The following is a 23,143-nucleotide window of genomic DNA, read 5'->3' on the forward strand; positions in this document are numbered from 1 at the left end:
CGGCGGCCACCGCCGCAGTCGCCCAAGCGGCTCATTTCCTACGCGATGCCTTTACGAAGGTAAAGTGATAGAACAGAAGCGGTCTGAAGCAATTCCCTCCAAAAAGAGGTAACGCTTCAGCCTCGCGCTGGCCGCAGTTTCTGCTCCGTCCCTCAGGCACTGACCATGCACCTATCGCTGGCATGACGACTGCATATATGCGGGGTCTCATGAGACGGACAGCTCTCGCCCGACGAAGTCGGTTGATCAAGTTGACCTTCAGGAGACGCCCATTTGTGTCGTGACAGTCGATTGCACGAATGACCGCTTTTCCAGTCTACCGTCCAACTGCCGACATTCTGCTTACCCCCCATTGCAGCCATTCCCAAGAATATGGTGGCTCTATTCGACGCCAGCCGACACATAGTGCCTGGCAGACAGATGCTGGCAGCACAGTACGATCCAGAAGGAAGATAACGTAGTGCTTCTCCTTACCAAAGGAGTCAGAAATCTGTCAGGACTTTAAGTGGATGTCGAAATCACTCACACCATGAAGCTGAGGAGCAAAAGCCCCTCGCTCATCCAACACGCCTGAAAAAAACGGAATGCGCAGGCTGCGTTGTTCTGTGCCGTCGCAGAGGTATAAAGCCGTACTGCTTAAAGAGCATGGTCAGGTTGGTTTCATTAAACCATTGCAGATGCTCCGGCGGACAGATATCGGACCATGTTGCCAGATCCTGCGGTGTGGCCCGGTGGCCTGCATCCGGTGCAGAGAGATAGACAACTGCATTTGGCCGTGTGATGGCCCGAAGGGTTTCCATGAAAACCACAGGACTTCTCAGGTGTTCAAGCAATTCTGACGAAAACACAAAATCAAAGCACTGTTCCCGCTTTGCAAAGGCTTCAATATCCTCGGCAAAAAACCTCTGCTCTGGAAAACTGCGCCGGGCAAAGGCAATGCTGTTCTCGCTCAGGTCAACGCCCGTGCCACTTCGCGCAAAACGACACAGAGCCGCCAGCATGTGTCCACCGCCACACCCCAGATCTACTATGTCACGATGATACACGTATGGAATAAACCGCAGGCTCCGCCAGAATGCGCGCCACCGGCGGGAGCGATCCTTGGGATAGAAATCCGCACACGCGCCCCGGTAGGTTGTCGCATAATAGGCGGCGATAACTGCCTCAGTCGGCATGGGATCAACAAACAGGAACGCGCAGTTTGAACAGCGCACAATCCTGTACCCATTCTTCTCAAGCTGTGGGTAACACACAGCATGACACACTGGACACGTCACAGCAGGACGCACCGAGACATCAGGCATCGGGGATAAATCCATTTTTTAACTGGTGATAACTATGAGGACATCGGCCGCAACGAGGGGCTGGATGTCCTCACAGCATAGCTTTCCTACTGGAAAACCGTTTAGCCCTGGAATGTTTTCAGGAATTTATACTGATGTGTCGGACCATCCCATCTCCAGACAGGCTGTGTGCTGCCTGGTTGCCCGAAGGACAGATCGTGCACGCCATCCTGCGTAGTGGACAGAACGGTTATATCGACAGCACCATTGTGCCAGACAACCCGATTGTTCCGATCAAGAACAGTGAGTTCCCCCCCTGTCTGCCCCCAGCATGAATCCGGATCATAGGTCACGGTCGCACCCTGCAGAACACCACCAAGATCAAGATGCAGAACGCCGATCCTGTTCCGGTTCCCACAGGCATTTTTATATCCGTGTGCGGTTTTTTCCAGATCAGGAACATGCCGCAATACCGCATCATCTTTTGCCGTTGCAACCGGCAGGTCACTGCCCAGATAGCTTTTTAACTCGTGAAACGCCGTTCCCGCATCCTGTGCATGTGCTGTCGACACCAGACCACTGGCCGCACAGAGCATGAAAGACAGAGCTGTCATTTTTCTTGTCATTTTCTATTTTCCTGTAATCATATTTTAGAAATAGCGTCTCATTGATAGGCTGGATGAGAGGTCCCCTACCCTCTCGTTACTCCACACCGTAAAGCTGACGCCTCTGCGCATCGGTGTCGCATTTCTTGCGCACTTCTTTAACGCTCCCCCACAGGCCGATCCCTGCAGCAAAGGCAATGAAGGGGTGCCACCAAAGTCCAATCGCAACACCACACAGAACCTGCCCCATCACACTGCCGTGTCGTGCGATCTGGTATTCCTCCCTGTGCTTGGCTTCAATTTCCCCGAATTCCGCTTCATACTCGGCCCGACGCTGCTCCAGCCGACTGGAAGACTGCGCGCCAGATGCATCGTGCTCACCCATGAAACACCTCATGCACAAGACCGGCGACAATCAGCATGATCCCCACTGGTATCATGATGTCCGTTGCCAGAAAGACCGCACCCAGTCCGATGACCGCAATCACGGCGAGCCCACCCAAGAGTGTCAGCATCTACCCCTCCCGTCCTGTTTGTTCACTTAAAGCCGCCCGATATCACGACACAGGCCCAGCAGATGCGAGAGCCGCTGTTGCAGGACAGAGCCCAGAACGATCAGTCCTTCGAGCAGGCGGGCTCCATCACTATCGCCGCGCAGATCATCCAGCCGGCTTCTGAGCAATCCGTGCTCCAGTTCGACCAGCCTGAACACGTCGTGCAGGCCGGCATGTAACTCTTCGAGACGAGGATCCGAGGTGTTTTCCTGAGACGCAGACATCATAATCCCTTCGACAAGACGAGGGTTTCATGCGAAGTTCGAGAGGCAAACAACGACGCCCCGCACATTAACCTTTCTCAATACATACGATGTTCCGACTATACATACAAGCGGTTTTCTGCATATTTCAAGCCTCCTTGTTCTTCTGGAGGCCTGATGTCACGCCGCAATCGAAAGCGCCCGCTCATGGATGATCAACTGACCCTCATGCGTGAACGGGGAGAGCGGCTCCGTCAGGCGGCTCAGGCCATCGGTATTACACGCGCAGCCAAAGCCGCCGGCGTGCCCTACACAACCCTGCGCGACTATATGAATGGCGGAGAAATGAAGTTCTCTTCCATCGCCTCTCTGGCACGGGTCTGCGGTGTGTCTCTCGACTGGCTGGCTTATGGCGTCGGAGAAGAACCACCCCCTCCCCAGACACAGGAGGAAACACCCAGCAGGGGCGGCCATCAGGCCGTTATCCCCTGGCTGGACAGTCGCGAAGACGGGCTGCGTATCAGCAAAAGCTGGCTGACCAGAACGTTCCGGCAGGATGGCACAGCCTTACGGCTCGTGAGCGTCATTGGGGATGCCATGCTCCCCACGCTAGTCGAGAACGATCTCGTGATCCTCGATACAGCCAATCAGCAAATTCATGGTAGTGGCCTGTTCGCTCTTGCTGTGGACGACAGTATCCTGATCCGGCGGCTTGAACGCCGACTGGATGGCGGTCTACGCGTCATCGCTGACAATGACCGCTACCCGCCTCAGGATCTGACACAGGACGAAGCATCCGACCTGAAGATTGTCGGGGAAGTGCTCTGGACTGGAGGCCTTCCCAAGCGTTAAGCAGCCCCGCGATGCGCCATAAATGATTTTTCGTAGATTATAGTCATTTTTTCGCTTGCTGTATGGGTTTCTTCGCAGTATTTGTTCCTGAGAAATACCGCCTGTTTTCTGGTGGCGATCTCAGGAGTCCTCTGTGCTGTTCTCCCCTGCCCTTCCCCCGCTGACAGAAATCAGGCCGGGTCAGGCCGCACTTGCCTCGTTCGGCAGCTATCCCATGACACGCCGCCAGCACCTTGCCCGCATGCTGATGCATGAACGCCCACTCGGACGAGGACGCTTACGGCGTGTAGCAGTCTCATGGTTCCAGCAGGGCCCCCAGATCGTGGATGGCACCTTGTTTGGCTATCGCGTCAGATTTTATCCGCGCGATAACCAGACGGATGCCTATGGGGCCATCTGTGGTGCACTTTATAAGAGACGTGAACTACGCTGGCTGCGCAGCATTCTCTCCCCGGACGCCAGTTTCGTGGATATTGGCGCAAATATGGGGTTTTTCTCCCTGTACGCGGCTCGCTGTCACACACGTAAAATTCTGGCGGTTGAAGCTAATCCGGTTCTGATGGATCGGTTTCGGGAAACACTCGCCCTGAATGAGCCCCTTCCGATCTGGTGCGTTTCCTGCGCGGCGGGCGCGACATCGGGAAATGGACAACTAAGGCCCCGCCACCATGACGTTGGCAGCGGCCAGATCTCCCTCCTCCCTTCAAAAAAAACACGGGCAGGACAGCAGGCGATCGCCATCCCCATTCGTCCCCTCAAAGATATTGTCCAGGACGCCGGTCTGAGAACCATCACTCTGATGAAGCTTGATATTGAAGGAATGGAACATGCTGTGCTGGACACCTATTTTAGAGATGTCTCTCCGATGCTTTATCCGCGACACCTGATTCTGGAACGTCCCGTTCGCCGAGAGGCACAGCAAGCCCTCGAACATTTATTGATTGCCAGTGCAATTTACAGGATCAGCGGACGCACGCGCACCAGCCTTCTTTTATCAAGAAACTCTTGCTAAAAACCAAATCTTTCAAAAACAAAATTATTGTTTCGAAGCACTTTTCCATCTGGAAAAACTGCTGCCTGCGAACAGGCAGCAGTCGACCGATCAGCTCTGGTTTACAGAGGCTTCCAGCGCTTCACACGCGCGTTCAAGCTTCTCGGTCAGATCCGAGGACAGCAAGATGAGGCCATCCAGAGTATCTGTTGAGCCATCACGCACTTCTTTCAGGCCGGCAATAAGTGCTGCACGCATGATCAGCATGACTTCATAGACATCCTGAACGGGCGTCGAGGTCGCACAGAATTGATTTGACATGGATAATTTTCTTTCTGAAAAGTCGTTATCCTCAAATGAAGAAGAAAAACCTCACGCGCAGTCTCAGGGGAACCCCGATGACACCAACGCGCGATGACCTCTTCCTTTTTTGGGGAGAAGGGCGACAACCCTTCGAAAGCTTCTCAAGAAGATTAAGGGAAACGCTGGTTCTCGATCAGGACAACTGACCTACGGAAACCAATCAAACGGCAGCCGCAGATTACCCAGAGAAAAAAGGGACTGCACAAAGCAGCCCCTTTTCCATCCGTCTTCTCTTATACGTTACTCGAAGTCACGGTAGACGCGGTCTTCCATAGCCTGCCACCCCTGAGCTTTCCCGAATGGTTCTGACATTGGGGGCGGTAGTGTGCGGGCAACAGAAAGCGCTGCCAGCATATTCAGCCGACTCTCGGCTAGAAGGTGGCGCAAAACAACACGCGACTGCATCAGACGGGTGAAGGCTTCACATTCAAACCAGGGAATTTCGAAGCTGGGCTGAAGATACTCGACGACTTCGGCAAGAGAATAGTCGCTGCTTTTGCCAAGGTCATAGATCCGCGCGAGCCTGTGGAGACACAGTTGATGCGGTTGTTCTCCCCAAGGCCCGCCGAGAAGTCGATGCAGGAACGGAACATTATAACCGGCGAGACACAGGGGGAGTTTCTGATTATGTGGAAACACAGCGTTGAAGAGGCGGTCCTCCACGACGAAGTCACTCCCGCCGCGCTCGCCAGGAACCTTCTGAAGCACGCCTTGGAAAACTCCTCCATTCACATCGGCGAAGGTCTGATCCGGTCGCATCACCAGATCGCAATACGCAAGCGATATGGGCAACCCCTCTGCAAGCTGGGGCTGTCCGGGACCTTTGGGCGCAATATCGAGGAGCCGGATTGTGCCCTCGCGCCAGCGCGGCAGGATAGTCATCTCTTCTTTTACTATTGTCATGATCAGGCTCCTCGGAGCGCGACATCATCGACAAGATCGATGCAGAGGTCTTTTAGAGCCTCGGGACGCGCAAACATGTCGAGCCAGACTACAACCGGTGTTATGTCGAGAGCGCGATAAAAGGCGAGACGCTGATCAAGACGAGCTAGCCATTTCCGCTCATCGTCATTTCGGGTGACACGATCAGAGCCACAGCATCCTGCCACTTCTATATAGCGGCAAAAATTTCCTTTCCGTAACGTTAGATCGGCACGAAAAAGTCCTTCACTAAGGCAGATGGGTTCGTGCACATCAACATGCATGTTGCGGCGCTTCAGAGTGCAGAGCATCTGATAGACAATCCGTTCCGGCAGAGAATCCAGTTTCGTCCCATCAGAAGCAACTGGCCCAGAGACAGGCAAATGGGGCCAGAGACCGGCGGCTGTTTGCTGAACACGAGACCATTCAGCTGTCCCAGAATCACCAATAAAGATCAGATGCTGGCCCGCCGCTCCCATAAAACGAAACATGTGCGCGTTGGGCGGCGCACCGAGGGCCACAGCCATTTGTTTATAAAGCAGGAGATCCTTTTCAGTCGGATAAAAGATAGAGGACAGGTCAGACAAACTGCTAGTTTTTGTTGAAAGCATAGTCATGAGATTTCCATGAAGTCGAGTAACCCGTAAGGAAGCCGTGCCGTGACGGCACTTTTCCTTTTCTGGGGGGGCTGGCACTGCAGCCTCAAACACGGTCCCTTCTCGTTGACCTGCTAAGGCTCCCACGAAAACAAGATCCATTTTCTTCAGAAAGCAGGACATCACAACAGACAACACACCCGATCAGGCTCGGCAAAAGTCGCGAACGTCTTCTCTCGGCTATTTTTCGAGAATTTTATCATTTTCGCCAATAATCATGTTTGTGGAAAAATCGTTGTATTTTTTGCTTATGATAATTGCTGTATTTCAGCACTTTCCAATTCTCCTTGACGAGCCTGAAGGCGGGAAAATTTCACTCTAAATCAACAACTTAAATTCGTTTTTTTACTGACCAACTGGCTGCCGTAAGGCAGTCAGCACGAAGTGTTTTTCGGTGCCCTGCACCAAAAACACGGTATCGTGCCATCTTTCTCTCTTTTTGACTTATTTAACAGCTTTGTAATGTTATTTATGTCTTTTTCTTTCTCATTCTGACTTCTGACAAAGCTGTCGTTCTCTTTCTTCAAAAATGATCTAATCACCCCTTAAAACGTCTCTGTATCCGTTTATTTGAGGCTCTAATGTTTATCAGGGAGCCGTAGAAAATTCTTCTCAGAGGCGTTTTAAGGTCTGTTTTTGAGATCATGGTTGTGGAGCGGCCTGGTCGATTTTGCCGCTTTTTCGGGGTCTTTTTTGTTAAGAATTTTTCCGGAAAAGCGCGGATTCCGTTTTGCCCTCCACTCCGGTTTTTGTCGTGTTTTCGGTGGTTTTTCCTTGGACCAAGGATTTACCCCTGAAAATCGCGCGGGAACCCCTAAAATCGGGGGGGGGTCTATAGGGGGGTTCCTTGGAATAAGGATTTACCCCTGAAAATCGTGCAGGAGGTCCAAAATCGGGGGGGTTCTATAGGGGGGTTCCTTGGAACAAGGATTTACCCCTGAAAATCGTGCAGGAGGTCCAAAATCGGGGGGGTTCTATAGGGGGGGTCCTTGGATTAAGGATTTACCCCTGAAAACCGTGCGTGAACCCCTAAAATCGGGGGGGTTCTTTCTTGAACCGGCGGTTTCAACTAATTTTCGTGACGGGAACCCCCAAAATCGGGGGGGTTCTATAGGGGGGTTCCTTGGAACAAGGATTTGCCCCTGAAAATCGTGCGGGAACCCACAAAATCGGGGGGATTCTTTCTTGAACCGGCGGTTTCAACTAATTTTCGTGACGAGAGGCCCCAAAATCGTGGGGGTTCTATAGGGGGGGTCCTTGGATTAAAGATTTACCCCTGAAAACCGTGCAGGAGGCCCCAAAATCGGGAGGGTTCTAGGGGGGTGTTCCTTGGACCAAGGATTTACCCCTGAAAACCGTGCATAATCGTCAATATAAGGGGGTTCTGATTTATTCCGTCCTGTTCAACTCATTTTCCTGACGGATTGCCCAAAATCGGGGAGGTCTGCTACGGCGTGTCGTCAGTTAAGCAGGCTGATGATTGAGGCGATAAGCGGTAAAATGCAGGACAAAGCCAGTCTTGCCAGCAAAACCGAAGAAATCGAACGATTGCATGACACACTGATCAAACTGTTTCAGACAGGCCCAGCCCTGTCTCAGGCTCCCGGTGCGGTGCCCCCGTCTCACCAGTTAGCATCCCCTGCTCCTACGCCGACCGCCCCGACTTCTCCCCGCCTGACGGAAGCTCTTCAGCTTGCATTACTGGCGGATAGCCAGAAGAGTGACGCCACCAAGAAAGAGACGGCCCGCACGGTGGCACTGTTTGTTCAGGCCTTTGGCGGTAAACCCGTTCAGGAGATTACTGGTCGGATTGCCGGGGAATTTCGAGACCTGCTTTTCTCTCTCCCCTCCTCCTACGCCAAGAGCAAGCAGGACATGGATTTAAACGCTGAGGTCGAGCGGGCGCAGGAGTTTGATCTGCCGACATTAAGCGGCAAGAGCGTGAAGAACCACTTCATGCGCCTTTCGGCCTTGTGGAACCAGCTTATCCGTCGCGAGATTGCGGACAAGAACCCGTGGAGCAACTGGGATTTTGACCTGACCAAACGGAATCCGCGCAGGGCATGGTCAGACGATGAACTCGCTTTGCTTTCGTCTTCAGCATGGACATGCAGCACCATCTCACAGGCGACCTTTACAGGTATTACCATGGTCGCCGCCTATAGTGGCATGAGACTGGGAGAAATCTGTAATCTACGGAATGAGGATATTCAGGAGGTTGATGGCATTCCCTGTTTCCTTATTCGTCCTCACACTGAAGACAAATGGACACCGAAAACAGAGGCAGGCATTCGTAATGTGCCCATCCACAGTGCCTTGCTCGAATGGGGCATTCTGGACTTCCAGAAAAAAGGCGAAAAATTCTTTTTCTCGGAACTAAAGACACCCAAAAGCGGCCCCCGTGGCACAGATTTTGGTCGGAATTTCTCGAAGTTTAAAACGACGATTGGCCTTCCTGCTGCCATTACGTTCCATAGTTTCCGACACACGGTGTCCACCCGTCTGCGCAATCAAACCGGAGACCTCCGAGAACTCTGGATTGATGCCCTGCTGGGTCATGAATCCAGCCATAAAAGCCAAGGGGCCACGACCTATCTCTCCGGCATTGCAACGGAAAATCTCAGACAGACGGTCGAAACTCTCAGCTATCCAACGCTTTATTTAAGGCAAAGCCTATAAGGTCGCCGTGCAGGTAAACAGAAATCAACTACATCATTAAAAAATAGGAACTCTGGTAACGATACGCATGCTTCATATTGCTATAGACGCAGATATTTATCAATGAATTGGTTTTTCTAATAACGCCGCTGATTAAGATTGAGGAAAAAGGGGATTAATTTTTCAGACATGAGCCGTGCAACGGTTCTGACCTGCTCATCAGTCAGAACTGCACCTGGTTGGGCACCACAGTTTTCAAAAGCGTACTGCACGGCTTTATCTACAGCATATGAGTGCTCTCGTTGCCGTTTACGAACCATACCGGGGCCGATGACTGCATCCGCAGCCCGCTTAACGGCTTCGTCATCGCAATGCTTGTAATCAAAGATATCCAACATATCTGCTTTAGAAAATTGAAGATTAACTGACAGGTCAAGTTGCGTTCCTGTCGTAGGATCAATCGCGTAACAGTTTTCAATATTTGGACCACTATAAATCTCAGACAAGAGAATTACACTACGGAGAAAACCGAAATATTCTACATATCCAAGCAGCATTCCAGTTTCTGCATTACCCGAAATAGCAACACAATGCAGAGGTACACCGACGGGGCGTTTAATGAGTAAATCGGTAGTCCAATAATAACCAAAACATGCAGGAGCATCTGGATTTCGAAGATACGAAAGAGCTTCTTCACCAGCCGTAACCGACACCCCACTGGCATGCAAAAGCGCAACAGCAGATTTAACTATTGAACGACCAGCTTCTAGACCGCCAATTTGGCAAGGAACTTGAACCATACCTTTAAGATAGGAAGTTTCTACTTCCAATTTTTCCATTTCCGTATCGACCTTAAGGTTTGGATACTTTTGTTGAAGTCCATGTAAAATTCTTTTTGCTTCACGCTTATCACGAGCCACTATTTGGTATTTGATACTCCCTGCTTCTTCTTTTTTGTTGCACGTCGGTCGCAACAGAGCAAAATCTCCGTGAGAGAGCATTTTAAACTCCTCACCTGCTGTCGTAGTAATTACTTGATCTGGAATAACTCCACGCTCACGCTTAATATCAAAAAAATGACAAAGGCCATTCAACTGAGAAGCAAGTACAGAATCCCATTCATGACCAGTTTTGTTGTTGCAGGGCTCACACAAAAATCCATACACTTTTCGAAAGCCACCGACTGCATTGGGAATTATATGCTCTGCCGAATTATTTTTTGATGTAAGAATATTATTGCAAATAACACATACCATTATATGGAATACCTTCTACGTTACGTTTTAAAATCTGAAATATTTATTATTTACATTGCTCTATCGTCACAATTTTTTGCTTATCAGCATCATAACGATAAAGATGCAATTGACCGTCAAGAATAAGCTTGGCAGCTTGGCTGACATGCTCTGGCAACACATAGAACCATTCCTTAGGGTATACAGCCTTCCCAAAGCGGTCTTTAACGAAAAGTCCTTTTGCACGTGCCGGTTCAAAAAAACGATGTAGCAAGTTTTCTACTGTAGCCCGTGGTAGGTTCTTTAAATCGTAGGTTGCCACTATCTCTACAGGAGCCAGCAAAAAGGTTGGGTCGTTTCGAGCATCAGCAATCCGCCGCTTTACGTCCTGACTTGTAACACCAATTTTGTGCAAGATACCCCTTTGTTCTTTAATTACTGGGTCTGTTGCAAGCGACCGTGCCACATATATAGTACCTGATAAAGATAGCTGGTCAGATTCCCACTCAGGGTCGAGAGGCCCAAGCCCCACACGTTCAATGACGCGGGCAGTCTTATCTTCAGTCAAAGACTTGCGAAAGGAAGACATTAAGGGGTCACTCTCTGTCGCATTAGAAAAAATAATGCGTAAACGATGATCCCTAGAACCACTTCTTATCGATTTCTCTGACTTTTCTGCCACTAAAGCCAACAAACCATTACGAATAAAAAAGTCACCTTCCAATGGTTCCAGAACAGCTCCTTTTCGAATAGGCGAAGCTTTACGTTCGCCATTCTCTAGGGCCACTTGGACTGCCTGAAATTTACCCTCAAACAAATAAAAATCTCGGCAAGGAGTGGCCTCTGCTCTGTGGTCCGGTTGGTTACGTTCTGCTGCGGGCGTGCTGTGCTTTAGCGTAATAAGCGAAGGGTCTGCGTCTAATTCATCATCAGCAAAAATATCATCCAGGCTTTCTGGTATAGCCAGACGCAAGGTATCATCTTGCCAATCCTGCTGCGGGAAAAAAACAGGCATGTGCAGTAACCCTTGTGCATCAGCCTGCCGTAAAGCAAGAGAGGGATTTTCTTGCACCTTATTCCAAATCACACCAAGACGCATCTCGTCATGGTTATCAGAATCTGGGTTAGGAAGACGTTGGTGCGTTTTATAAAACACCCCGACATCATTCAGCACTGCCAAATCTTTTATGTCCCCCTGCTCTGCCCGTCTTGCCGCTGGCTTTACATCAAGCAAGCCAAATTCATCAGGCTCATTGTAAATCTCCTCTAATGTCGGCCTGACCATCAGATGGCACCATCACGGAGACGTTTAGCTTTTTCATGCTTAAGCCACGCCTGAGCTTCCGCCATCCGTTTTTCTAGTAGGTTTTCTGAATGCAAGTTGGGCTCTCTCCCCTCTTGTGCCCTAAACAGCTTAATACGCGGCCATAGAGTACGTGCTTCATCTGCTGTCATAGCAATACGCAGTGCCACCATAGCAGATTGCACATGAGCAAGAAGTGTTGAGTCAAAAGACTTTGAAGCGACCTCAAAGCGTTCCCTAAATACATTCACGCTATCAATCAGTTCAACATCAAGATCTTTTACATTGATAAATTTCTTGACCATTTCCAGCAGCGTATTCGGAGCTGAGAGTAAGACACCTTCCTCTCCATCCTCCCTTTGTTGAGGCGGCAATGTCTCTTCATTATTACCATTAAGTTGAGCTTTTGCATGCTCTAACTGCTGTTGCTGTTCCTGCCGCGCCATAGAGACAATATTCATATGAGCCGCCAATTGCTGGCGTACTGCTTCGGTCTCTTGCTCGTTAAGATTATGATACCGCTTTTCAATAATATCAGTCAGAACCATCTGGTTCACAACCTCTGGGGCAGTATCTGGCAATAAAGCCCGCTTATCCATCTCCTGACAGGCTGCGGCCATAAGGTCTTGCATGTCCTGTTCACAAATTTCACGCGCACGCGCTGTGGGCGGCTCAATCAGGTTTTTAATACCAATCTGCACATTACCTTGTTCGTCAACATGCACAGGGTCTCGGATATCCCCATCTTCTCGACGATAAAACTTGAAATTAGGAGAAAGCACTTGCTCCATAAGAAGAGAGCCTGAGATAGCCTTAAGCATATCATTGACCGCATTTGTAACAGCCCCGGTTTCCACCCCCGGTTCTGCTACCAGATTGGTAAAGATTGCTTTGGGCTTGCCCGGTGCGTCTCGTGTGGCACGGCCAATAATTTGCACTATTTCAGTTAAAGAGGAACGGTAGCCAATGGTCAGGGCGTGCTCACACCACACCCAGTCAAACCCTTCTTTCGCCATGCCAAGTGCTATAATAATATCGACCTTAGCCCTATCGGCCTCATCATTACGTTTGCCGTCTGGCCCTTTAATCTCCCTCGCTAAAGCCGCTTTTACGTTCTCACGACCCGGCCCATCATCTACAAGATCTGCAACCCGAATAATTCTACCTGTATGAGTCAGAACAATATCAAAACCTGTTTCTGAATCGCGTTTAGTAATTTTGCCAATTTTATCAATAATACGACCAACCTCATTATATTTATCATCAAAGGCCTCGGATGATCCACGATGAGGAATATGAATGATGGTCTTTTTGTGCTCATCCAGCACACCTTCTAAGCCGTTAACATATGTGCCCTTATAGAACTCATAATTAATGCCCAGAGCCTTCAGAAAACGATAACTCTCTAACTGTTCATAATAACTATAAACAATGGTGGTAAAACGCTCCTCATCTTCCAACCGCAATACTGGGTCAGCATCACCACGGAAGTAACTGCCAGTCATGGCCATTAAGTGGCATTTATTTTGCTGCATAAGGCTACGGAGAATAACGCCCAGGCGGTTATGGTCAGAAGCAGAGACATGATGAAATTCATCTATAGCGATAAAGCATTCATCAAACGCACTTAGGCCTCGATTAGCCTCAACCATCTCAAACCCAAAGCGGAAAGTTGCATGTGTGCAAATGAGAACTTTGGCATCAGAATCAAAAAAAGCTTCAAACGCCTTAACTTTCTGTGTCGTGGCATCCTCACCTGTTATGCAGAGGTTCCATTTATCCTCAACATCCCAATTTGCTTCAAATCCGTAAGAGGTAAGGTCTGTTGAACGGAAAGAGCCACCAATAGAGGTTTCTGGCACACAAACGATAGTTTTAGCGCGTGCCTGATGGAGCATTTTATCTAACGCCACAAACATAAGGGCTCGGCTTTTTCCCGCAGCGGGAGGAGCCTTAAGAAGCAGATATTGTGCCTGACGCGCTTTATAAGTGCGCTCCTGCATAGGGCGTTGGCCCAACGCATTAGTACCAGCCCCAGATGTGCCATACTGAACGGTAAGCGTTGGAACCATTATTTTTTCTCCGTGCGTTTAGAGTTTTTCTTTATTTTAGCAGCATAGAGCTTAAATAAATGCTCTAGTCGTTCTGTATCATTATGAAAGGGTTGCTCTCGGTACATGCTTTCCAGCAAGTCATCATTTGCTTTATGCACGGCCCGCAAATCATCTGGCATTTTCTTGGGGTCATAAAGCTGTGCTATTGTTTTTGGATAATGACTATAGCGTGTTTTTAGAATTGTCCTAGCAGACTTTGACAAGGCGTCTAATTGTTCTGGTGTGAATTTTGGAACTGGGAATGTGTTCCAGCCAAGTGTATTAGAATAGCGGAAGTCTGATTTAAGCTTTCCACATACAGTGCCGATCCATACCAAATGTATGCGCGACGCAATAAGTGCAATGCACCAATCAGGCGCATCATAGAGCACCTGATTAAGGTCTGAGGAAATCACATCCGCCCCGACACGCACAACAGGCAAGTATGGTCGTCTCTCAGATGTTACACGAGGAACTAAGATAGTATGTGAAGTAGCGTGTCCGCTAATAAACCAAAATTTATGCGGCGTTTTCGCAGCAGGCCGAGTTACGGAATTTTTACTTGCGGCACGAAACTCTGCCACTAGCGTAAGACGCTTTTTGATATCCAATATCTCTGATGCTTGGCTAACTTGATGGTCTCCAATCCAGAGGCAATATCTCATTTCTCCACGCACAACTTCTTTAGAACCAACGAATTTTCTAATGAAATCTTGTGCTTTAGGGTTATGTTTCAACATCTCATCTTTTTGCTCTTCAGACAAAATAAGATGCCCACCATCAGTTGCTGCACTACCTCTATACATTTTTGGTAAACCAAAAATTGAAAACGATGATGATTTAACAAATACATTGGGAGAAGGAACCAAGTATGCATTAATGTTTTCAACAAAATTTTTTAATTTTCCATCAAATAATATCTTTTTTTTATTATTTTTTATTTCCAATGATATTATAGAACACAAAACAGCAGCTTCTTTTCCTGCGTTATTTGACCATTTAAAAGGCAGGTAAGCAAATTGTATATTTATATTCGATGCTAAAATTTTTTCCCATAACATCGATACTGATTGACCTTGGCAAATAGAGTTTGTTGAAACAAAAGCTGCCTTTGCTCCATAATTTTCAATATATTTACAGGAAAGAAAAAACCAACAACTTACATAATCCAAATCTTTATAAGACTTAAAGACCCCACTCATTAGAAGAGCCATATCTTCTTTTTGTTTTTTTGTTTGATATGTTGATCCCGCAAAAGGAGGATTTCCAATTATATAAGTAGTTTCTTCTTTCGTTGGCGGAAGGCACACACTATCCCACTCGATCCGTAACGCATTCTCTTTTGTAATATGAGCAGCCTCTTTCAATGGAAGAGGAGCAAAAGTGGTACCAAAGATCCCTGCGAAGAGAGAGTTTGCCTGATATTCAGCGATAAATAATGCCAATTTGGCAGTCTCAACGGCAAAATCGGCAATTTCAATACCGTAAAAATTACGAATAGGAATAATAGAAAACATATTCAGAGTAATATGCCCCTCTATCGCCTCAAGACGCTTTAAGACTCGCATCTCTCTATCTCGGAGTTGACGATAGGCAACTACCAGAAAATTCCCAGACCCACATGCAGGATCAAAAACACGGATTTTTTCCATATGCTCTAAAATGACGCGTAATTCTTTTGCATTTTGTGCCGAATCAATACTTTTATCTAATTCATTAAGAAAAAGAGGCCCAAGCACCTTCATGATATTAGGCACAGACGTATAATGCATTCCTAATTCAGCCCGTATATCAGGGTCAGCAACAGACTGAATCATAGAACCAAAAATATCTGGGTTAATTTCCCGCCAATCAAGTTGGCAGGCCTCCCGCAAATAATTAAATGCTGTGCTGTCAAATTTGGGGGCATCAATCTCGCCTGCAAATAGACCGCCGTTAACGTATTCTAGTTCACGCGTCCACGCTGGTAAATTACCTCTTTGTGCTTGAGGCACGTTCATAGCCCGAAAAGCAGCAATCAGAACTTCTCGCGCTTCTTCACCTTTATCTCCAGCATAGGTAAACAAAATCCGTGAAAACTGGTTTTTTGAGAAGATACCTACATCCTCAGAAAACAGGCAGAAGATAAGCCGCATCATGAGTTGGTTCATCTCATGGCGACGTGTATCAGTTCCCCAATCTGGATTTACTCGGCATAAGGCATCATACAATTTAGCAAGCTTACTGGTGGCCTTAATATCAACAGGATTTTCTTCAAGAGCTTTATAACGCTCTTTCCCTGCTGCAGGCAGAAAGAAACCATATTGGTCTCCCAACTCCTTAAAAGCACAGTGTAGTGTCTCACCACTTGCTGGGTGTATGGCTGAGAGGGTTTGCCCGTCAGTCGTAAAAAGAATAGCGGGCTTTGCACTTTTGTTCTTGCAAGAGACTTTTAAAATTTCAAAAGTAGCCTCCACCTCGCCTAACGGTGCAGGTGCATAGTGAAACCTTTTGTTAAATAAGACCCCGCCTGGTAAGTCTGATTTATTGGTCGCACCATTACGTAACTTGGCAACTGCTGCTTGAGCAGCATCTGTGGCCAAGGCAAATTCAAACGGAAATTCAGCACGCTCAAAAGGTTTCTTGGCAATCGTATCAAGAGCGTCATAAATATCAGTCGGGTTCATCAAACAAGCCTTAAATCATATCCACAAGGCCTATTATTTGTAGGGCATCACCACAACAACAGCCTCTTTCAATCATGCCAGTCGTGAGCAGACCGCGAAAGCCCCAGTTTTTAAATTCCTGCCCTTATGTCCACTTTTGCTCGTTAAGATTTTTGTTCTTTTTCCGTTCCTTGCATAGAAGCAGATTATCTTAGTTTCCATGGGGTTCTGGTCAGGAGCCAGCAGTGTCCAATGGCTACCCGTTGGGTGCCTTGGACAAGCTGGCAAGGGGGAGTGCCTCCCCCGTTGCCCCCCACAATAGGGAGACTGAAACCATGCCTGCAATTCGCACGTCCCGCCTTTCCGTCAGGGCCAGACCTGACGAACTTGACCGATGGCAAGTCGTCGCCAGACGAGCCGGACACCACACCACCGCTGGCTGGATACGCGCTCTCTTGCGTGATGCCGAGTTCGCAGGCCAAGTGGGCGACCGGCTCCTTGCTGAACTCAGAGGCCTACGGGGAGACCTTGCCCGCATTGGCAACAACCTCAACCAACTGGCCCACGCCGCCAACAGTGGCGAGGCAGTGGCCTGTGCCGCCACTTTAGACGACATAGACGCCTTGAAAGAGAGAACTGACAGGCTGTTGCGTCATATCCGTCCCGCCTCCCGACAGACGATACATTGACCTTGCCCTCACAAATATGTGGCCATGATTGTCAAGGAAACCCGCATCAAGACAGGCAGCGGCCATAAAGCCCTTGCCGCCCATGTCTTGCGGGGTGAGAAGAACGAAGCCATTCTGGTGCTTGCAGGCAGTGAGTATTGGCTCAAAGACTGGGTGAAGGAAGCCAAACGTGAAGGCCTGACCTATGGCCTCCGTCATATCGCCTTTAATCCTGAACAGACCATGACAGATGCAGAACTGTCAGCGTTTGCCGACCGGCTCTGTGAAGAACTTGGAGCCGATAAAGCCTCTCGCACCCTTATCCTTCACCAGAAAGACGGCAACAGACACGGTCATCTTATCCTGCCTGAATGGCAGCATAACCATGTGCTGAGTAGCCGCTTCTCTTACATGCGCTTGGAGAAAGTCGCCCGCTTAGAAGAAATCAGGCTGGGACACCCTTTAACGGCTGGGCGTCATGATGCGGCCATTACCACTGCCCTGCACAAAGAGGGTAAACATCGCGAAGCCGCACTGGTGGAAGCCCTTATACCTGAAGGCGCTCCCCTCCCCCGTGCCGCTTATACCTCTCAGGCACGCCGGATAACAGAACGACAGGCTGTGGATTTACCGGCCTTGAAAAAAGCAATTACCGCTCTCTGGCAACAGTCGGGCGAAAAACTCCCTGCCTTCCGCCGTCTGTTACAGGAACAGGGTCTTGTGATGCGTGAAGGCGATAAAAGCGCCACCAGACCGGGAGCCCATATCATTGAAACAGCAGATGGCACTCTGATTGGCTCTTTTACCCGCCTGACCAAAACACGCATGAAAGACTTCCATGCTTTGCTCATGCAGGAAGCTCTGCCAGCAGAAGAGCCCCGCCTTGTATGCCCTGTTTCAGCCCGTGCCCGCCGGTTAAGCCCACTGAGCGCCAGACCGCCGCGCGTCTTGCCCGCAGAGGCCATGATTATACCTCTGCGTAGAGAGCCAAGCTATCGTCCAACAGTGACCTCTCTCACTCAGACACAGAACCTTAACCCCGGTTTGCCCATTACCTGAGAGACTGGAAAAAGGAGGTAGCCCGATGTGAACACATCATACGCCAGAACCCTTTATCGCTGTACGGCCCTGTGCCAACACGCGACCAAGTCTTCCAAAACATCTTACGAGAAATAAAGCCCCTTCAGATAAAACTCAAAAAAGCCAAAGAAACAATTGATTTAGCACATCAGGAACGTGAAGCGGCCTATGCTTCCTTGTTAGGTGGTTTAACTGGACGACGGCACAAGGCCGATGAAGCTTTTGAAAAAGCCCTGCTTAGTCTTGCTGAAATACTCCGTTACCTCATTGAGACCTTACTTTGCCTGTTTGGCCTGAGAGAAACGCCACCCCAGCCCCTAACCTTGCCAGTGCCTACAGCACGGGAACGGGATTTGGAAAACTATTATGACCAGAAAAGACAGTATGTGTCCGCCCTGCTCAGTAAAGAGAGAACACTCGCCTTACTGAGGACACTGTATCAAAAATCCATGGTGCAGCGGAAAGAAGAGCAAAGCAAGACTGAGACTGCTTATAGGCCAACCTTCGAAGCCGCTCAAAACCGCTTAGGCCACCTCAGGCAACTCCCCGGCCTGCACAAAGACCTTGATAAGGTCACACGAAAAGCCTTCTTCCATGCTCAACATACAGGGCAGCTTGAGCAGGCTCTCATGATTTTACAGGCAGACCACTCTAAAACAGCAGAGCTTCAAAACGAGTTTTTCAAGCCGGAAACAGAAGCCACAACCCGCCAAAAACCCGCACCGAACCCGCAGACCAACCGCCTCCCCTCTGTTACCCCCTCACCTTTTTGAACGTTTTGGGAAGTCTCTTGACGAGAACTGGTTTCTTCTCCAAAGTGTTTCTCATATATCGTTACCAAGAAGGACGTCTTTTAGCGTTTTCCTTGATGAAATCAGTAAGGTTTCGAACGCAACTCACCCTCTTCTCAGGGTTCGAGTCCCTCAGACTTTTACGCTACAGCCTTGAAAAGACGCCATAAAACCGGATGGTGATAGGTGAACGGGACTTTCCCGGTTGTCTTCCCAGTCTGGGAACTCACATGCTGCGTCTTATCGGCTCTCATTACCACTTCCGCCGTGCCGTTCCGGTCGTGCTGCAAGCCTGCCTTGGCAAAACAGAAATCTCCCTCTCCCTGCAAACCGAAAGCAAGTTTCTGGCCCGCCAACGGGCTGCTGCCCTCTATGCCCGTACAGGTGAAGTCTTCCATAAAGCCAGAACCATGCAAGACCGGTTCTCTGGCAAGGAACTGTCCTCTCTCCTCACCTTCCAAAGCCCAGTAACGCTGGAACCAGAGAAGAATGCTCAGGAAGAGGAGGCAACCTCTACCCCCAAACGGAAAAGCCTCAAACCGAGGGAGAAGCTGACCGGTAAAGTGGTCAGGAAGCCTCAAAGCACGAAGAAGAAACCGTCCGTTCTTATGCTCTCCGATGCCTTGGAGCAGTTTGTCTTGCGCAACCCCAAGGCCAGCACCGATACTAGAGATGCAACCAAAAGAACGGTTGCCCTTTATATCAGGGCTTTTGGGGATGCGCCTGTCAGTGACGTAGGCGGCAGTCAGGCCGGAGCCTTTCGTGACCTGCTTCTTGCCCTGCCCGCAACACTGGGCAAGGGCAAAAGCAGTCTGACGCTGCAACAGGAGGCACAGAGGGCCAAGTCTGATGGTCTCCCTACCCTGAGCAATAAAAGCGTGAAAAACCACATGCTCCGCCTGTCCGCCTTATGGAACCAACTGGTGCAACGGGAACTGGTAACAAAGAACCCATGGTCGGGCTGGCACTTTGAGAGTGCCCCCAAGACTGTGCGACGAAGCTGGACACCACAGGAACTGGCACTACTGGCTTCTTCTTCATGGCATAGCGCCTTGGTGCCTGAACCCACTTTCCGGCTCGTGACACTTATCGCTGCCTATACAGGCATGAGACTGGGGGAGATTTGCACGTTACGGAAAGAAGACCTGCAAACCATCGAGGAGGTTCCCTGCTTTATGGTCAGGCCCCATACTAAAGACGGCTGGTCGCCGAAGACCGAAGCTGGCACTCGTATTCTGCCAGTGCATTCAAAGCTGATTGAGGCCGGTGTGCTGGCCCTCAAGGACAACACCAAAAGCGATTACCTCATACCCGGCCTTGATGGGTCTAAACAGAAAGACAGAGGGGCTACATTGAGCAGGGCCTTCTCCCAACTCAAGACCCGCCTTGGCCTCCCAGCTGAAATTACCTTTCATTCCTTCCGGCATACCGTTTCCACACAACTGAGAAACGCCAGCGCAGACATCAGGGAAATCTGGATAGATAAGCTTCTGGGTCACGAGGCGAGCCATAGAAGTCAGGGCACCACCACATATCTGACCGGCATTTCAATAGCCAATCTCAAACAAACAGTGGAGGCAATAAGCTACCCGGAAACAGCCTTCAAAAAGGGAACGTTTTAAAAGGGAGCCAGCAGTGTTGAATGGCTACCCATTCAACAGCCGACAAGGGGGAGTGCCTCCCCCGTTGACCCCCTACAGCGCAAAAAATAAGGTTTGATCCAATGACTGTTTACGCCCCTTCTCAGACATGTTTTCTTCAAAACGGGCTGCTACATAGCGGACGTAATTCGGCTAAATCTGATAACAGGATTACCGACGCTCAGGAAACTTACGTCGAACAGCCAATCAATTTGCATTTCTAAACGGGCTCGTAGCAGCTAGATTTCTTTAAGTCGTGTCTCTAAGACCCAAGGATCGCACAATGAGAGAAAACTATCCAATTTATTTAAATTTACTAGCATGTATATTAATATTGACATGGACTTTTTATAATTTCATATCATTTTTTGTAGAAAATATTTACTCACAATCAGAACAAATAAGTGATTATTCAAAAACGACAGCGATAATGGTTGGCTTATACACGGGATTGTACTGCATAAATTACTTCACACTGGAGAGATACAACATAAAAATAAACACCACATCACTTCTTACCATATCAACTTTAATGTTTTCATCCGCGAGTTTTTCTCAAGACATAACAACAAAACAAAGCATTATAGGGTTTATTTTCATTGCCCTGGGAAATGCATCTATAATTATTATTTTCGTTTATTTGATAAAATTAATCTTCGAAATTGATAGATAAAAGATAATTATCAGCCTCAATCAATAATTATCAGGCCCGAAGTGGAAGCCAAGTTAACTGGCAGTAGTCGCCCTCATTGCGACCGCTCGACAACCCAGCCGATGCCCTCGACATTAGCCGCCTAAATCAGATAAAAAAACGTTTCTATAAAACCTGAGGAAGTTCAGGAATATCTGATGTTGATGGATCGTAATGTTTCGAGCAAGTTCGAAGATATTGTTGGGAAAATTATCCACGCACTCGGCTTTGACGTCGATCTTCGGACCCACCGCCCCTACGGCCCCCGAGCGCACTTCAGAGAAATCGACATTCTGGCACGGAATTCAGATGGGGTAGTGCTCCCAGTCGAGGTGAAGCTTACCGTGCGGGAGCAGGTCGCCCTCTCTCAGCTCCGCGATGCGAGCTCCCAAACCGCCAATATGAAGGATATCGCGATTAACACGCGACCTCTTCTCGTTTATGGCGCATATATCGATCCCGCTCGGCGGGTTTGGGCAGAGGAGGAGTTTCGGATCGAAATCTGGGATCGCGAACTGCTACTCCAGAAGGCGGGTCCGGTCTTTGACGAATTAAATAAGTTCTTCACCAACGTCGACAAGAAGAGGGCGCAATTGTCGCCGCCCGCAGTGGTAACGACACCACCGCCAACGATGGAATTTATGCGGTCGGACCAAGAACCATCTGATCCTCAGCCCGAGCCGCCCGGAGAGGCGCTGATCGCCAGCTTAACTGCGCTTCCCCCAGGGAAGAAGGACGCCAAGGCGTACGAGACCATTTGCAAGGACATCATTGACTACCTTTTTGGTGACGATCTTCGAGACGTGCGCTCACAGAAGAGGACTGCGGACGGCCTGAACATCTACGACCTCATATATCGGGTCAGTCCAAAACACCCTTTCTGGGTTACTCTCACACGCGACTTCCGGGCGCGTGTAGTGCTTTTTGAGTGCAAAAACTACGGCAAACCAATTGGTGCAATGCAGGTTTTCACCACAGAACGCTATCTTAGCGCGAGCGCCCTTCGACCCGTTTGCTTCGTACTCAGTCGAAAACCCGCGCATCCCCACGCTGTTCAGGCAGCGTCAGGCGCCATGCGAGAGTCCAACAAGCTCCTCGTTTTCCTGTCCGACGATGACTTTATCAAAATGCTACGCGCCAAGGATGCTCAGCTCAAGGAGGGCGGCACCGTAGCAGAGATGCAGGCCAATGATCCGACTGAGATTCTGGATCAAACAATCTACGACTTTGTAGCGGGCATGGCACGCTGATAGCTCTGTCGAACCCTTGAGACACGCTAGCATTTCACATTTAGACATCCGAAACCTGCCGATCGGCAATCGAATGGGAGTTCTTAATAAAAACCATCAAGCTGGTAATGGACACTTGCACAAAACCTTGCGTAGGCCTCGTTTCCACTGGGAGCAATTGAAAGCCGACGGCAGACGGAATGAATGTCCGGTATTTTGAGTTCTGCGCAGGGACCGAACATTCCGCCCTTCCCCCAATTCTGACTTCAAAAAGGGGGTTCACGGGGGAGAGCATTGCTCTCCCCCTGACCAGTTTGCAAATCAGCGCGACACAACGTGTCCGCTGGTTTGCACGGCTGGCTCTCCTCTTTTCTCTCCTCTTTTTTGAACAAGTCAGCCTCACACCAGGCATGACCCCTTCTCTCTTTTGGCTTGACGCCCCCAGAGTGTTTAACCAGAATTGAAGGCAGAAAATTCAACCAGAAGACCGCGTGTCATTATCCGCTGTCTTTTCAAGGTGTTGCAAAGCTGACCTTGCGGGTCAGTGAGGGTTCGAGTCCCGCAGTTCGCACCACAGACACCTGAAATAGCACGATTTTTCAGCTGAATGAGGGGCAAAGGCTGTCTTTGCTCCATCGTCCTTCCCCACTGAGGGAAGATTTTATGCTCCGTGTCCGAGGCA

Annotated in this window: 21 protein-coding genes; 8 read left to right on the forward strand and 13 right to left on the reverse strand. The window is 49.2% G+C overall.

Translation table 11 applies throughout. The features are described 5' to 3' along the window. Positions 1–557: 557 nt before the first annotated feature. The 5 genes from HK23_RS13125 to HK23_RS13140 form a co-directional block, all read right to left on the reverse strand. Positions 558–1,214: a class I SAM-dependent methyltransferase gene (locus tag HK23_RS13125; RefSeq protein WP_179193910.1), complete on the reverse strand. Its 657-nt coding sequence runs from the start codon at positions 1,212–1,214 to the stop codon at positions 558–560. Positions 1,215–1,405: 191 nt separating this feature from the next. Beyond that, positions 1,406–1,909 (reverse strand): hypothetical protein, encoded by a 504-nt coding sequence (locus tag HK23_RS13130; protein WP_086654313.1) that lies wholly within the window; start codon positions 1,907–1,909, stop codon positions 1,406–1,408. Positions 1,910–1,985: 76 nt separating this feature from the next. Then, on the reverse strand, positions 1,986–2,273 hold the full coding sequence (locus HK23_RS13135) for a hypothetical protein (RefSeq protein ID WP_086654314.1): 288 nt from the start codon (positions 2,271–2,273) through the stop codon (positions 1,986–1,988). Then, complete coding sequence (locus HK23_RS14605) at positions 2,266–2,403, reverse strand: hypothetical protein (RefSeq protein ID WP_020943932.1); 138 nt, start codon at positions 2,401–2,403, stop codon at positions 2,266–2,268. Before HK23_RS14605 ends, HK23_RS13135 begins: the two co-directional genes overlap by 8 nt. Before the next feature lie 26 nt (positions 2,404–2,429). After that, a complete protein-coding gene (locus HK23_RS13140; protein ID WP_256940209.1) occupies positions 2,430–2,666 on the reverse strand; it encodes a hypothetical protein in 237 nt (78 codons plus the stop codon). 186 nt (positions 2,667–2,852) lie between these two features. Here HK23_RS13140 and HK23_RS13145 point away from each other — a divergent pair, with 186 nt between their 5' ends. Continuing rightward, positions 2,853–3,497, forward strand: a complete 645-nt coding sequence (locus HK23_RS13145; RefSeq protein ID WP_179193912.1) for an XRE family transcriptional regulator — start codon at positions 2,853–2,855, stop codon at positions 3,495–3,497. A 133-nt stretch (positions 3,498–3,630) separates the two neighbouring features. After that, on the forward strand, positions 3,631–4,509 hold the full coding sequence (locus HK23_RS13150; protein WP_086654316.1) for an FkbM family methyltransferase: 879 nt from the start codon (positions 3,631–3,633) through the stop codon (positions 4,507–4,509). 90 nt (positions 4,510–4,599) lie between these two features. Here HK23_RS13150 and HK23_RS13155 read toward each other — a convergent pair whose 3' ends face one another. From HK23_RS13155 to HK23_RS13165, 3 genes are all read right to left on the reverse strand, one after another. After that, positions 4,600–4,809 carry a hypothetical protein gene (locus HK23_RS13155; protein WP_061487410.1) on the reverse strand — a complete coding sequence of 70 codons (210 nt, stop codon included), beginning with the start codon at positions 4,807–4,809 and terminating at the stop codon, positions 4,600–4,602. 282 nt (positions 4,810–5,091) lie between these two features. Beyond that, positions 5,092–5,754, reverse strand: coding sequence for a hypothetical protein (locus tag HK23_RS13160; RefSeq protein ID WP_061487411.1), 663 nt, complete (start codon positions 5,752–5,754; stop codon positions 5,092–5,094). A gap of 2 nt (positions 5,755–5,756) precedes the next feature. Next, positions 5,757–6,389: a hypothetical protein gene (locus HK23_RS13165; RefSeq protein WP_231873555.1), complete on the reverse strand. Its 633-nt coding sequence runs from the start codon at positions 6,387–6,389 to the stop codon at positions 5,757–5,759. Positions 6,390–7,904: 1,515 nt separating this feature from the next. On the opposite strand from HK23_RS13165, the gene HK23_RS14820 reads away from it, so the two are divergent. Then, positions 7,905–9,107 (forward strand): site-specific integrase, encoded by a 1,203-nt coding sequence (locus HK23_RS14820; protein WP_256940210.1) that lies wholly within the window; start codon positions 7,905–7,907, stop codon positions 9,105–9,107. A gap of 116 nt (positions 9,108–9,223) precedes the next feature. Here HK23_RS14820 and HK23_RS13175 read toward each other — a convergent pair whose 3' ends face one another. The 4 genes from HK23_RS13175 to HK23_RS13190 are packed head-to-tail and all read right to left on the reverse strand — an operon-like array spanning position 9,224 to position 16,383. After that, positions 9,224–10,342 carry an HNH endonuclease gene (locus HK23_RS13175; RefSeq protein ID WP_086654317.1) on the reverse strand — a complete coding sequence of 373 codons (1,119 nt, stop codon included), beginning with the start codon at positions 10,340–10,342 and terminating at the stop codon, positions 9,224–9,226. A 46-nt stretch (positions 10,343–10,388) separates the two neighbouring features. Continuing rightward, on the reverse strand, positions 10,389–11,606 hold the full coding sequence (locus HK23_RS13180; RefSeq protein WP_086654318.1) for a GIY-YIG nuclease family protein: 1,218 nt from the start codon (positions 11,604–11,606) through the stop codon (positions 10,389–10,391). Then, on the reverse strand, positions 11,606–13,696 hold the full coding sequence (locus tag HK23_RS13185; protein WP_086654319.1) for a DEAD/DEAH box helicase: 2,091 nt from the start codon (positions 13,694–13,696) through the stop codon (positions 11,606–11,608). Before HK23_RS13185 ends, HK23_RS13180 begins: the two co-directional genes overlap by 1 nt. Beyond that, positions 13,696–16,383, reverse strand: a complete 2,688-nt coding sequence (locus HK23_RS13190; protein WP_086654320.1) for a class I SAM-dependent DNA methyltransferase — start codon at positions 16,381–16,383, stop codon at positions 13,696–13,698. The genes HK23_RS13185 and HK23_RS13190 overlap by 1 nt, the downstream gene beginning before the upstream one ends. A gap of 314 nt (positions 16,384–16,697) precedes the next feature. Between HK23_RS13190 and HK23_RS14920 the strand changes: the two genes are divergently transcribed. The 5 genes from HK23_RS14920 (at position 16,698) to HK23_RS13220 (ending at position 22,482) form a co-directional block, all read left to right on the forward strand. Beyond that, entirely contained in the window at positions 16,698–17,051 is a 354-nt protein-coding gene (locus HK23_RS14920; RefSeq protein ID WP_086654326.1) for a MobC family plasmid mobilization relaxosome protein, read from the forward strand. A 24-nt stretch (positions 17,052–17,075) separates the two neighbouring features. Continuing rightward, on the forward strand, positions 17,076–18,089 hold the full coding sequence (locus tag HK23_RS13200) for a relaxase/mobilization nuclease domain-containing protein (RefSeq protein ID WP_256940211.1): 1,014 nt from the start codon (positions 17,076–17,078) through the stop codon (positions 18,087–18,089). Positions 18,090–18,160: 71 nt separating this feature from the next. Then, entirely contained in the window at positions 18,161–18,883 is a 723-nt protein-coding gene (locus tag HK23_RS13205; protein WP_086654321.1) for a hypothetical protein, read from the forward strand. A 248-nt stretch (positions 18,884–19,131) separates the two neighbouring features. Continuing rightward, a complete protein-coding gene (locus tag HK23_RS13210) occupies positions 19,132–20,523 on the forward strand; it encodes a site-specific integrase (RefSeq protein WP_086654327.1) in 1,392 nt (463 codons plus the stop codon). Between the two features lie 867 nt (positions 20,524–21,390). Continuing rightward, positions 21,391–22,482, forward strand: coding sequence for a hypothetical protein (locus HK23_RS13220; RefSeq protein WP_086654323.1), 1,092 nt, complete (start codon positions 21,391–21,393; stop codon positions 22,480–22,482). A 429-nt stretch (positions 22,483–22,911) separates the two neighbouring features. Here HK23_RS13220 and HK23_RS14665 read toward each other — a convergent pair. Beyond that, positions 22,912–23,143 (reverse strand): hypothetical protein (locus HK23_RS14665; RefSeq protein ID WP_218777716.1); only part of this gene is annotated, 232 nt, incomplete at its 5' end.

This window comes from Acetobacter malorum (assembly GCF_002153605.1).
Lineage (GTDB): Bacteria > Pseudomonadota > Alphaproteobacteria > Acetobacterales > Acetobacteraceae > Acetobacter > Acetobacter malorum_A.

What these genes read in the sequence shown, in the direction of transcription:
- HK23_RS13130 (WP_086654313.1), bottom strand. Translation starts at nt 1,909, where the DNA reads ATGACAAGAAAAATGACAGCTCTGTCTTTCATGCTCTGTGCGGCCAGT.
- HK23_RS13135 (WP_086654314.1), bottom strand. Translation starts at nt 2,273, where the DNA reads ATGGGTGAGCACGATGCATCTGGCGCGCAGTCTTCCAGTCGGCTGGAG.
- HK23_RS14605 (WP_020943932.1), bottom strand. Translation starts at nt 2,403, where the DNA reads ATGCTGACACTCTTGGGTGGGCTCGCCGTGATTGCGGTCATCGGACTG.
- HK23_RS13140 (WP_256940209.1), bottom strand. Translation starts at nt 2,666, where the DNA reads ATGTCTGCGTCTCAGGAAAACACCTCGGATCCTCGTCTCGAAGAGTTA.
- HK23_RS13145 (WP_179193912.1), top strand. Translation starts at nt 2,853, where the DNA reads ATGGATGATCAACTGACCCTCATGCGTGAACGGGGAGAGCGGCTCCGT.
- HK23_RS13155 (WP_061487410.1), bottom strand. Translation starts at nt 4,809, where the DNA reads ATGTCAAATCAATTCTGTGCGACCTCGACGCCCGTTCAGGATGTCTAT.
- HK23_RS13160 (WP_061487411.1), bottom strand. Translation starts at nt 5,754, where the DNA reads ATGACAATAGTAAAAGAAGAGATGACTATCCTGCCGCGCTGGCGCGAG.
- HK23_RS13165 (WP_231873555.1), bottom strand. Translation starts at nt 6,389, where the DNA reads ATGACTATGCTTTCAACAAAAACTAGCAGTTTGTCTGACCTGTCCTCT.
- HK23_RS14820 (WP_256940210.1), top strand. Translation starts at nt 7,905, where the DNA reads ATGATTGAGGCGATAAGCGGTAAAATGCAGGACAAAGCCAGTCTTGCC.
- HK23_RS13175 (WP_086654317.1), bottom strand. Translation starts at nt 10,342, where the DNA reads ATGGTATGTGTTATTTGCAATAATATTCTTACATCAAAAAATAATTCG.
- HK23_RS13180 (WP_086654318.1), bottom strand. Translation starts at nt 11,606, where the DNA reads ATGGTCAGGCCGACATTAGAGGAGATTTACAATGAGCCTGATGAATTT.
- HK23_RS13185 (WP_086654319.1), bottom strand. Translation starts at nt 13,696, where the DNA reads ATGGTTCCAACGCTTACCGTTCAGTATGGCACATCTGGGGCTGGTACT.
- HK23_RS13190 (WP_086654320.1), bottom strand. Translation starts at nt 16,383, where the DNA reads ATGAACCCGACTGATATTTATGACGCTCTTGATACGATTGCCAAGAAA.
- HK23_RS14920 (WP_086654326.1), top strand. Translation starts at nt 16,698, where the DNA reads ATGCCTGCAATTCGCACGTCCCGCCTTTCCGTCAGGGCCAGACCTGAC.
- HK23_RS13200 (WP_256940211.1), top strand. Translation starts at nt 17,076, where the DNA reads ATGATTGTCAAGGAAACCCGCATCAAGACAGGCAGCGGCCATAAAGCC.
- HK23_RS13210 (WP_086654327.1), top strand. Translation starts at nt 19,132, where the DNA reads ATGCTGCGTCTTATCGGCTCTCATTACCACTTCCGCCGTGCCGTTCCG.
- HK23_RS13220 (WP_086654323.1), top strand. Translation starts at nt 21,391, where the DNA reads ATGTTGATGGATCGTAATGTTTCGAGCAAGTTCGAAGATATTGTTGGG.